General features: G+C 75.6%; 1 protein-coding gene. It reads left to right on the top strand.

Going from position 1 to position 12,429, the window contains the following annotated elements:
• The first annotated feature begins 191 nt into the window (after positions 1 to 191).
• Positions 192 to 12,350, top strand: coding sequence for a type I polyketide synthase (locus OOK34_RS31745; RefSeq protein ID WP_267037596.1), 12,159 nt, complete (start codon positions 192 to 194; stop codon positions 12,348 to 12,350).
• Positions 12,351 to 12,429: the final 79 nt, after the last annotated feature.

The following is a 12,429-nucleotide window of genomic DNA, read 5'->3' as shown; positions in this document are numbered from 1 at the left end:
TTTTTCCAGGGGTTTATAGGGGCCGATAGGGGTCGCCCTGGGTAACACCACTATTGAAGTTGATCTCACTTGTCGGTTCGCATAGTATCGGCCGCTGAGCGGGGGAGCCAAAGAAATTCATAAACCTTTCTCCCGCATAGTAAGAGCATTGGTCTGGATCAATGTGGTCGATCGGATGCGGGGGACATGCAATGGGGGAGCACGGTGTGCGGGGCGGCCTCGTCAGGCCGATCTCGGAACTCCTCCGGGAGCACGCACGCGAGCGCGCCGCCCGGGTCGCCTATTCCGACGGGACGCGCAGCGTCACGTACGGGGAACTGGCGACGACGACGGGCAGGATCGCCGGTCACCTCGCCGCTCTCGGAGCCGGCCGCGGCCGGCGCGTCCTCGTCCACCTGGGAAACCGGGTCGAGACGGTCGAGAGCTGCCTCGCCGTCACCCGCGCGGCCCTCGTCGCCGTACCGGTCAGCCCCCACGCGGGCGACGCCGAACTGACGCACGTCCTCGAGGACTCGCAGGCCGTCCTCGTCATCACCGACGCGCACCGCCTCGCGCAGTACCGCCGCCTGGACGCGGTGGGACACGGCGTCCACTTCGTCGTCGTCACCGCACCGGGCGAGGCCCTCGACGCCAACGCCAACGCCGACGCCGACGCCGACGCCGACGCCGACGGCACCGGCGTCCACGACTTCGCGCGGCTGTGCGCCACCGAACCGGCCGTGCCCGCCCCCGACGACCTCGGCCTCGACGAGGTCGCCTGGATGCTCTACACCTCGGGCACCACCGGCGCCCCCAAGGGCGTCCTGTCCACCCAGCGCGCCGGCCTGTGGTCCGTCGCGGCCGGATACCCGTCCGTCCTCGGCATCACCGAGGACGACCGGCTGCTGTGGCCGCTGCCGCTGCACCACAGCTTCGCGTTCAACCTCTGCGTCCTCGGCGTCACCGCCACCGGAGCCTCGGCGCGGATCATGGCCGACTTCACGCCGGGCGAGGTGCTCGACGAGCTGCGCGCGGCCCCGTACACCCTGATGGCGGCCGTCCCGACGCTCTGCCACCACCTCCTGGACACCGCCGGCGAGGGCGAACCGGCCCTCACCGGACTACGGGCGTTCCTGGTGGCCGGCGCGGTCACCGGCGCCGAACTCGGCGCACGCTTCGCCGAAGCCTTCGGGGTCCCCCTGATCGACAGCTACGGCAGCACCGAGACCACCGGCGTCATCACCTGCAACCCGCTCACCGGACCGCGCGTCCCCGGCTCCTGCGGCCGGCCCGTCCCGGGCCTCGGCCTGCGCATCGTCGACCCGGCCACCCTGCTCGACGTCCCCGGCGGCGACGAGGGCGAGATCTGGGTCGACAGCCCCAGCCTGATGCTCGGCTACCACCGCGCGCCCGAGGCGACCGAAGCGGCCTTCCACGAAGGCTGGTACCGCACCGGAGACCTCGGACGCCTCGACGCCGACGGCTTCCTGACCATCACCGGACGGCTGAAGGAACTGATCATCCGGGGCGGCGAGAACATCCACCCCGCCGAGATCGAGGACCTGATCCGCGCCGGCGAGGACATCGCCGACGCCGCCGTGGTGGCCCGCCCGCACAGCAGCCTCGGCGAGGTCCCGGTCGCCTACGTGGTGCCCAGGGAAGGCCGGAGCCTGTCGCCCGAGGACATCCTGACGCGCTGCCGGGAGCGGCTCGCCTACTACAAGGTGCCCGTCGCGCTCCACCGCACCGGGCACATCCCCCGGACCACCTCCGGCAAGATCGTCCGCCGGCTCGTCGGCAACGGCCCCGAGCCCTCGCGGCTGCTCGCCGCCGGCACCACCCACCACGACCGGGTCAGCCGCACCCTGCCCGAACCCGCGCCCCTGCCCGCCTCGCTCCCCGCCGACGACACCAGCGCACTGGCCGCCACCTCCGTACTGCTGCTCACCGCACCCGGTGAGGAGGACCGCGGCGACACCCTGGCCGCGCACCTGACCGGCGCCCACCACTGCACCGCCGTCACCCGCACGACCTGCGACCCGGCCGACACCGATGCGGTCGACCGGGCCCTCGCGGGCTCCGACGCCCACGCCGTGGTCCTGCTCGCCGCCGACGCCCCCGGCGCGGTCTTCGACGCCGTCGCACAGCGCCTGCACGCACAGGGCCGTACCGCGCTCTCCCTGAGCGCCGCACCGCAGGTCACCGGGCACGAGCTCCGGGAAGGCCTCGACGCCGCACTGATCGAGGGCGAACCGGCCGTCCGCGTCCACGCGTTCGGCCACGAACCGGCGGCCCGCGCCGGCGCCACGGCCACCGAGGACCCCGAGCTGACCCGGCGCCTGACCGGGGAACTGCGGACGCTGAGCGAGGCGGCCCGCGAACGCCGGCTGCTACGCCTCGTCACCGACGCGATCGCCGAAGTCCGCGGCGAAGCCCCCGCCGCCACCGCGTCCGACCCGCGCGAGCAGTCCCGGCCGCTCGGCTTCGACTCCATGTCCTCGGTGCGCCTGTCGGCCCGGCTGGGCGCGGCGACCGGGCTGCGCCTGCCGGCCTCGCTGGCCTTCGACCACCCGAGCCCCGTACTGCTGGCCCGGTTCCTGCACGGCGAGCTGGTCGGCTCGGCGCCCGAGGCCGCAGCGCCGGGCCCGGTGGCGGACGCCGCCGATCCGGTGGTCGTGGTGGGCGCGGCCTGCCGGTTCCCCGGCGGCGTGGGCTCGCCCGAAGAACTCTGGCGTCTGGTTGCCTCGGGCTCCGACGCGGTGGGCCCCTTCCCGCAGGACCGCGGCTGGGACCTGGACGGCCTCTTCGACGCGGACCCCGACGCACCCGGGACCACGTACACCCGCGAGGGCGGCTTCCTCGACGGGGCCGCCGACTTCGACGCCGGCTTCTTCGGGATCTCCCCGCGCGAGGCCCTCGCCATGGACCCCCAGCAGCGGCTGCTGCTGGAGACCTCCTGGGAGCTGTTCGAGCAGGCCGGCATCGACCCGGACTCGCTGCGCGGCAGCCGCACCGGCGTCTTCGCCGGGCAGATGTACCACGACTACGCACCGCGGCTCGCCGGGGAGGGCGGCCTGGAGGGCTACCTGAGCACCGGCGGCGCGGGCAGCGTCCTGTCGGGGCGGCTGTCCTACTTCTACGGGTTCCAGGGCCCCGCGCTGACGGTGGACACGGCGTGCTCGTCCTCCCTCGTCGCCCTGCACCTCGCGGCGGAGTCCCTGCGCCGGGGCGAATGCTCACTGGCCCTGGCCGGCGGCGTCGCCCTGATGTCCACCCCCGGCTCCTTCGTCGACTTCAGCCGCCAGCGCGGCCTGGCGCCCGACGGCCGCTGCAAGCCGTTCGCGGCCGCCGCCGACGGCACGGGCTGGTCCGAGGGCGTCGGCATGCTCCTCGTGGAGCGGCTCTCCGACGCCCGCCGCCACGGCCACCGGGTCCTCGCGGTCCTCAAGGGATCCGCGGTCAACCAGGACGGCGCCTCCAACGGCCTGTCCGCCCCCAACGGCCCGTCCCAGCAGCGCGTCATCCGTCAGGCCCTCGCCAACGCCGGCCTGACGGCCGACCAGGTCGACGCGGTCGAGGCGCACGGCACGGGCACCACCCTCGGCGACCCCATCGAGGCCCAGGCCCTCCTCGCCACCTACGGCCAGGACCGGGCGGAGGACCGGCCGCTGTGGCTGGGCTCGGTCAAGTCGAACCTGGGCCACACGCAGGCCGCGGCGGGCATGGCCGGCGTCATCAAGATGGTCATGGCGATGCGCCACGGCCTCCTGCCCCGCACCCTGCACGTGGACGCCCCCACCCCGCACGTGGACTGGACGGCCGGCCGCGTCGAGCTGCTCGGCGAGAACATCACCTGGCCCCGGACCGGACAGCCCCGCCGCGCGGCCGTGTCCTCCTTCGGCATCAGCGGCACCAACGCCCACGTCATCCTGGAGGAAGCACCGCCCCTCGCCACGGAGGAACCGCCGCCGGCTTCCGCCCCCTTGCCCGTGTGGGTGGTGTCGGGGCGGGACGCGGAGGCGGTACGGGCCCAGGCGGGCCGGCTGCTGGAGCGGGTGTCGGCCGATCCGGAGCTGGACCCGGCCGATGTGGCCTTCTCGCTGGCGACCTCGAGGGCCGTGCTGGGTGCGCGGGCGGCGGTGGTGGCGGGGGACCGTGCGGGTCTGCTGGCCGGGCTGGAGGCCCTGGCCGAGGGCCGCTCGGCGTCCGGCGCGGTCGAGGGCGCGGTCTCCGGCGGGAAGTTCGCCTTCCTGTTCTCCGGTCAGGGTGCGCAGCGTCCCGGCATGGGCCGTGAGCTGTACGAGGCCCAGCCGGTGTTCGCGGCGGCCTTCGACGAGGTGTGCGCCCACTTCGACGTCCCCCTCAAGGAGCTCGTCTTCGGCGGCGGGGACGAGGTCCACCGCACGGAGTTCACCCAGCCCGCCCTCTTCGCCGTCGAGGTGGCCCTGTACCGGCTGCTGGAGTCCTACGGCATCCGCCCGGACTTCGTGGCCGGCCACTCCATCGGTGAGATCGCGGCGGCGCACGTCGCCGGGGTCCTCTCGCTCGCCGACGCGTCGGCACTGGTCCGCGCTCGCGGCGCCCTGATGGGGGCCCTGCCGGAGGGCGGGGCGATGGTCTCCGTCCAGGCCACCGAGGAGGAGGTCCGCCCGCTCCTGTCCGCCGAGGTGGACATCGCGGCGGTCAACGGCCCGCAGTCCGCGGTCATTTCGGGCGCCGAGCAGGCTGTCCTGGAGGTGGCCGGGACACTGGCTGATGAGGGTCACAAGACCAAGCGCCTCACCGTCTCGCACGCCTTCCACTCGCCCCTCATGGAGCCGATGCTGGAGGCCTTCCGCGAGGTCGCCGAATCCCTCACCTACTCCGCCTCCGAGATCCCGGTCGTCTCCACCCTCACCGGCACCCTCGCCACCGCCGAGGAACTGACGTCCCCCGCCTACTGGGTGCGCCACGTCCGCGAGGCCGTCCGCTTCCGCGACGCCATGCGCCACATGGAAGCGGCAGGGGTGCGTACGTACCTCGAACTCGGCCCCGACGCCGTCCTCAGCGCCATGGGACAGGCCTGCCTCGACGAACCGGCAGCCCTCCTGCCCCTGCTGCGCCGCGACCGCGCCGAGACGTTCACGCTGATGTCCGCCCTCGCGGGAGCGTTCGTCCGCGGCGTCGAGCCCGAGTGGACGCGCGTCCTGTCCGGCCGCCGCGTCGACCTGCCGACGTACCCCTTCCAGCGGCAGCGCTACTGGCCCGCCGCACCCATGGCGACCACGTCCGGTCACTACCCCGACGTGGAGGACCTGCTCTACCGGGTGACCTGGGAGCGCCTCGAAGACCCCGCCGACCCCTCCGCGACCCCTGCCCCCCTCGGCTCCTGGCTGGTCGTCACCGACGCCGACCACCCGGCAGGGCACGCCGACGCCGTCCTCGCCGCACTGGCCGACCGGGGCGCCGACGTCGTACCGCTGCCCCTGACCGCCGCCGAGCACGACCGGACCGTCCTCGCCCGGCGGCTGGCTCTCGAGATCCCGGCGGACGGCCTCTCGGGCGTGCTGTCCCTGCTCGACCCCGACGGCGCCGACGCGACGGCCGCCACCCTCGCCCTGCTCCAGGCCCTCGGGGACACCGGCCTGCCGGCGCCCCTTTGGGTCGCCACGCGCGGCGCGGTCTGCGTGGACGCGCAGGAGGACGGCCCCGTACGTCCCCGCCAGGCTCAGCTCTGGGGCCTGGGCCGGGTGGCCGCACTGGAGGCCCCCGCCGGCTGGGGCGGCCTGGTCGACCTGCCCGAACAGCTGGACGCCGACGCCCTGCGACGGCTCTGCACCCTCCTCTCCGCAGGCGCCGACGAGGACGAGACCGCCCTGCGGCCCTCCGGCGCCTACGCCCGGAGGCTGGTGCGGACCGGCTGGTCATCGCCCGCCCGGGACTGGTCGCCGCGCGGCACCGTCCTGGTCACCGGCGGCACCGGAGCCCTCGGCGGCCACGTCGCCCGCTGGCTCGCCGAGGCCGGCGCCGACCACCTGCTGCTGGTCAGCCGGCGCGGCGCGGACGCCCCCGGCGCCGCGGAGCTCGTCGACGGGCTGTCCGCGCTGGGCGCCGAGGTCACCCTGGCGGCCTGCGACGTCTCCGACGAGGACGCCCTCGCCGCGCTGCTCGCGGCCGTTCCGGCCGAGCATCCGCTGACGGCCGTCGTCCACACCGCCGGGGTCCTCGACGACGGCGTGCTCAGCGCCCTCACCCCCGCGCAGCTCACCCGCGTACTGGCGGGCAAGACGGACGCCGCCCTCACCCTGCACCGGCTGACGCGCGACCTCGGCCTCGACGCGTTCGTCCTCTTCTCCTCGCTCGCCGGCGTCATCGGAGCGGCCGGACAGGCCAACTACGCCGCGGCGAACGCCGCCCTGGACGCCCTCGCACAGCAGCGCCGCCGCGAAGGCCTGCCGGCCACCGCCGTCGCGTGGGGAGCCTGGGAGGGCGACGGCATGGCGGCGGCCGACGCCGTCGTCCGCGAACGCATGCGCCGCACCGGCTTCCGCCCGATGAGCCCGCAGCGGGCCCTGCGGCTGCTGGACGGCGCGATCCGTCACGGCGAGAGCGCCGTACTGGCCGCCGACATCGACTGGGACCGGTACGCGCAGGCCCACGGCCCGGCGGCCCGGCGCCCCGTACTGCGGGCGATCACCGGCGCGGCGGTGCCCCAGGCGACCACCGGGTTCGCCGCCACGCTGGCCGGCCGGAGCCCGGACGAACAGCGCGCGGCCCTCGTCGGGCTGATCCGCGGACACGCCGCCGAACTGCTGATGCACCCGTCGCCGGAGGCCATCGCCCCCGAGCGGTCCTTCCGGCAGCTGGGCTTCGACTCGCTCGCCTCGGTGGAGCTGGGCAGCCGGCTCGGCGCGGTCACCGGACTGCGCCTGCCCGCCTCCCTCGCGTTCGACTACCCCAGCCCGGTGGCCCTGGCGGAGTTCCTGCGGGGCGAGCTGGTCGGCACGGCGCCCCAGGCCGTCGTGGCGGGCCCGGTGGCGGACGCCGCCGACCCCGTGGTGGTGGTCGCCATGGCCTGCCGCTTCCCCGGCGGGGTGTCCTCGGCCGAGGGGCTGTGGACCCTGCTGGCGGACGGCGCCGAGGCGGTGGGCCCGTTCCCGCAGGACCGCGGGTGGGACCTGGCGGGCCTGTTCGACGCCGACCCGGACGCGCCGGGGACCACGTACGCGACGGCGGGCGGCTTCCTGGAGAACGTGGGCGACTTCGACGCCGGCTTCTTCGGGATCTCCCCGCGCGAGGCCCTCGCCATGGACCCCCAGCAGCGGCTGCTGCTGGAGACCTCCTGGGAGCTGTTCGAGCAGGCGGGCATCGACCCGGACTCGCTGCGCGGCAGCCGCACCGGCGTCTACATCGGCTCCAACGGCCAGGACTACACCGCCCTCGTGGCGCAGTCCGCCGAGGACCTGGAGGGCTACCTCGGCACGGGTGGCGCCGGCAGCGTCGTCTCGGGCCGGATCGCGTACAGCTTCGGCTTCGAGGGGCCCGCGCTGACGGTGGACACGGCGTGCTCGTCCTCCCTCGTCGCCCTGCACCTCGCGGCGGAGGCGCTGCGGCGCGGGGAGTGCGAGCTGGCGCTGGTCGGCGGCGTGACCGTCATGTCGACCCCCAACGCGTTCGTCGACTTCAGCCGCCAGCGCGGCCTGTCGCCGGACGGGCGGTGCCGGGCCTTCGCGGCGGCCGCGGACGGCACGGGCTGGTCCGAGGGCGTGGGCATGCTCCTCGTGGAGCGGCTGTCGGACGCCCGCCGGCGCGGCCACGAGGTCCTCGCGGTCCTCAAGGGCTCCGCGGTCAACCAGGACGGTGCCTCCAACGGCCTGTCCGCGCCCAACGGCCCGTCCCAGCAGCGGGTCATCCGGCAGGCCCTGGCCAACGCCGGTCTGACGGCCGGCCAGGTCGACGTGGTGGAGGCGCACGGCACGGGCACCCCGCTCGGGGACCCGATCGAGGCGCAGGCGCTGCTGGCCACGTACGGGCAGGACCGGCCGACGGACCGCCCGCTGTGGCTGGGCTCCCTGAAGTCCAACCTGGGCCACACCCAGGCCGCGGCCGGCGTGGCCGGCGTCATCAAGATGCTGCTCGCGATGCGGCACGGCGTCGTACCGAAGACGCTGCACGTGGACGCCCCGACCCCGCACGTCGACTGGACGGCGGGCGAGGTCCGGCTGCTGACCGAACCGCTGGCCTGGACCCCGGCGCGGGAACCCCGCCGCGCGGCCGTGTCCTCCTTCGGCATCAGCGGCACCAACGCCCACGTCATCCTGGAGGAAGCTCCGGCCGCCCCGGCAGCCCCGGCCCCCGCCGACCGCCCGGCGGACCGCACTCCCGCCGCCGTGCCCTGGCTGCTGTCGGGCCGCGACGCGGACGCGGTCCGCGCGCAGGCCCGACAGCTGCTGGCCCGGGTGTCGGCCGACCCCGAGGCCGACTTCACGGCCGTGGGCCGGTCGCTGGCGGTGAGCCGCAAGGCCTTCGAGCACCGTGCCGCCGTGGTCGCACAGGACCGGACCGAGGCCCTGACCGCACTGGCCGCCCTGGACGACGCCGTCACGGACGCGGCCACCCCGGGCCGGTCCGCGTTCCTCTTCACCGGGCAGGGCGCGCAGCGCCCGGGCATGGGCCGTGAACTGTACGAGGCCCAGCCGGTGTTCGCGGCCGCCTTCGACGAGGTCTGCGGACACTTCGACCTCCCGCTGAAGGAGATCGTCTTCGGCGACGGGGAGCGGGTCCACCGCACCGAGTTCACCCAGCCCGCCCTCTTCGCCATCGAGGTGGCCCTGTACCGGCTGGCCGAGTCCCTGGGCCTGCGTCCGGACTTCGTGGCCGGTCACTCGATCGGTGAGATCGCGGCGGCGCACGTCGCCGGGGTCCTCTCGCTCGCCGACGCCTCGGCACTGGTCCGTGCCCGCGGCGCCCTGATGGGGGCCCTGCCGGAGGGCGGGGCGATGGTCTCCGTCCAGGCCACCGAGGACGAGGTCCGTCCGCTGCTGTCGGCCGGTGTCGACATCGCGGCGGTCAACGGCCCGCAGTCCGTGGTGATTTCGGGTGAAGAGGAGGCCGTCCTCGAGGTGGCCGGGACACTGGCCGGGCAAGGTCGCAAGACCAAGCGCCTCACGGTCTCGCACGCTTTCCACTCGCCTCTCATGGAGCCGATGCTGGAGGCCTTCCGCGAGGTCGCCGAATCCCTCACCTACACCGCCCCCGCGATCCCGGTCGTCTCCACCCTCACCGGCACCCTCGCCACCGCCGAGGAGCTGTGCTCGCCGGCCTACTGGGTGCGCCACGTCCGCGAGGCCGTCCGATTCTGCGACGCCGTCCGCCACCTGGAGGCCGCCGGGGTGCGCACGTACCTCGAACTCGGCCCCGACGCCGTCCTGACCGCGATGGCCCAGCAGTGCGTCACCGAGGCCGCCGCCGAAGCGTCCGGCTTCGTTCCCCTGATGCGCCGCCGCCAGGACCCGGAGCACACCCTCGCCGCCGCCCTGGGCGCACTGTTCGCCCGGGGCACCGACCCGGACTGGCCGGCGTACTTCGGCCCCGGAACGCGGGCACCCGGCATACCCGGCTACGCCTTCCAGCGGACGCGCCACTGGCCCCGCCCGCGCCCTGCCGGAGCGCACGAGGCCGACGCACACCCGCTGCTCACCACCGTGCTCGCCCGCGCCGAGTCCGACGAGGTGGTCCTCGCCGGCCGCCTGTCGGCCCGTACGCACCCCTGGCTGGCCGACCACGTGGTCAACGGCACGGTCATCGTGCCCGGAACCGCCTTCGTGGAGATGGCCCTGCGCGCCGGCCGCGAGGCCGGCTGCGACACCCTCGACGAGCTGACCGTCCTCTCCCCGCTGCGCCTGCCCGACGCCGCCGTGGTCGAGGTCCAGACGCTGCTGGCCCCCGCCGATCCCGACGGGGAGCCCGGGACGTGGACCGTGGCCGTCCACGCGCGGCCGGCCGACGCCCCCGACGGGACCTGGACCCGGCACGCGAGCGGGCTCCTCAGCGGCTCCACGCCGCCCTCCGGCCCCCCGGCCGGGCTGCTCGTGTGGCCGCCGGACGACGCCGAACCGGTCGAGGCGGGCGACACGTACGTCCGCGCGGCCGACATGGGCTTCGACTACGGTCCGGCGTTCCAGGGCCTGAAGGCCGCCTGGCGCCGGGGCGACGAGATCTTCGCCGAGGTCGCCCTGCCCGCGGCGGACGCCGACGACGCCGCACGGTTCGCCTTCCACCCCGCGCTCTTCGACGCCGCCCTGCACACCGGCTTCATCGAGTCGCCCGGCGGGTCCGACGACGCCGGACGGCTGCCGTTCACCTGGCAGGGACTGACCCTCCACCGGGCCGGCGCCGCCACGCTGCGGGTGCACCTGACCCGGACCGACGCCGACACCCTGTCGCTGGAGATCACCGACGGGCTCGGCGAACCGGTGGCCTCGGTCGCCTCGCTGACCCTGCGCCGGATGCGCCCGGAGGACCTCGCGGGCGACACCGCCGCCCTGCTGGAGACCCAGTGGCAGCCGCTGGACCCCGGCCCTGCCCCCACCGGACCCTGCGCGCTCCTCGCAGACGGCCCGGCCGCCGTCCCGGCCGTACCGGCATCCCTCGGCGTACCCGTCACCGCGTACCCGGACCTGGACGCGCTGGAGCGGGCGGCCGAGGTCCCCGCGACGGTCCTGCACCTGCTGGAGCTGTCCGAGCCGGCCGACCCCGACGACCTGGCCCGCCACGCCCGCGAGGCGTCCTGGCGGACCGCCCGCCTGCTGGGGCAGTGGACCGCGTCCCCGCTCGCGCAGACGGCCCGGCTCGTCCTGCTGATCCCCGCGGGCGACCCGGCCGGCACCACGCAGGGAGCGGTCCGCGCGCTGCTGCGCACCGCGCAGGCGGAGCACCCCGGCAAGTTCCTGGTCGTCGAACTCGACGGGCAGCCGCAGTCGTGGAACGCGCTGCCGGGCGTCCTCGGCGCGGACGAGCGGGAGGCCGCCGTCCGCGACGGGCGACTGTTCGCCCCCCGCCAGGTCCGCAGGCCCGAGACCGAGCCCGGCGCACCGGCCCCCGGCCGGCCGGCGCCCGCGTTCGACGGCACCGTCCTGATCACCGGCGGCACCGGCGGCCTCGGCGCGGTCGTCGCCGAGCACCTCGTACGCCGGCACGGCGCCGCCGACCTGCTGCTGCTCAGCCGCAGCGGCGCCGGCGACCCGCGCAACGAGGAACTCGCCTCGGCCCTGCGCGGACTCGGCGCCCGGGTGACGCTCGCCGCGTGCGACGTCGCCGACCGCGAGGCCCTGGCGGCCGCCTTGTCCGGCCTCTCCCCGGACCGCCCCCTGAAGGCGGTCGTCCACGCGGCGGGCGTGGTCGACGACGGACTGCTCGCCGCGCTGACGGAGGAACAGTTCGAACGGGTCATCCGGGTCAAGGCGGCCGGCGCCGTCGCGCTGCACGAACTGACCAAGGACTCCGCGCTCGACGCGTTCGTCCTGTTCTCGTCCGCGGCTGCCGTCATGGGCAGCCCCGGCCAGGCCAACTACGCCGCAGCCAACGGCTTCCTGGACGCCTTCGCCCACCACCGCCGCTCCCTCGGACTGCCCGCGCAGTCCCTCCAGTGGGGCCCCTGGGCCGAGGAACGCGGCATGGCCGGCCGGCTCGGCCCGGAGGCCGTCGCCCGGATGGCGCGCCACGGCACCGTACCGCTGGCCAACGAGGAGGCGCTCGCCCTGCTCGACGCGGCGCTGGCGCTGCCCGGCGTACCCAACCTGGTCGCCGCCCGCCCGGTGGCCGCCCCGGCCCGGGCAGGGGCCGCCCGGCCGACGCGCAAGCCGGCCGCCGCCGAGCGCGGCGCGTTCGCCCGCCGGCTCGCCGGAGCCGACGCGGACACCCGCCGCAGGCTCCTCGTCGACCTGGTGCGCGCCCAGACCGGCTCGGTCCTCGGCCACGGCACGTCCGCGCACGTACCGGCGGAACGCTCCTTCCGGGAGCTGGGACTGGACTCGCTGGCCGCCATCGAACTGCGCAACCGGCTCGGCGCCGAGACCGGCCTGCGGCTCTCCCCGACGCTGGTCTTCGACCACCCCAGCCCGCTGGCGCTGGCCGAGTTCCTGGACCGGGAGCTGGCCCCCGCCCCCGCCCGGGACCAGCCGGACCCGGCGGTGGTCCGCCGGCTCGACGACCTCGCGGCCGGCCTGCGCACCGCCGCACCCGACCCGGCCACCGCCCGCTACCTGGAGGACCGGCTGCGCGCCCTGCTCGCCGAGGTCGGGGGGCCGGTGCGGCCGCCGGCCGCGACCGATGTGGACGACGTCACCGACGAGGAGCTGTTCGACATCCTGAACGGAGAGATCGGCATCTGAGCCGTCCCCCCGGCAGCGTCACGGCCTGCCCGGCAGCGCGGACCGCGCACCACCCCGCCCCCTTCGCCCCCCACCGCAC

Source organism: Streptomyces sp. NBC_00091 (assembly GCF_026343185.1).
In the GTDB taxonomy this organism is placed as follows: domain Bacteria; phylum Actinomycetota; class Actinomycetes; order Streptomycetales; family Streptomycetaceae; genus Streptomyces.
This window is presented reverse-complemented; position numbering and strand designations above follow the sequence as displayed.

Excerpts from the sequence above, each read along its gene's own strand:
- OOK34_RS31745 (WP_267037596.1), top strand. The coding sequence starts at position 192 with ATGGGGGAGCACGGTGTGCGGGGCGGCCTCGTCAGGCCGATCTCGGAA.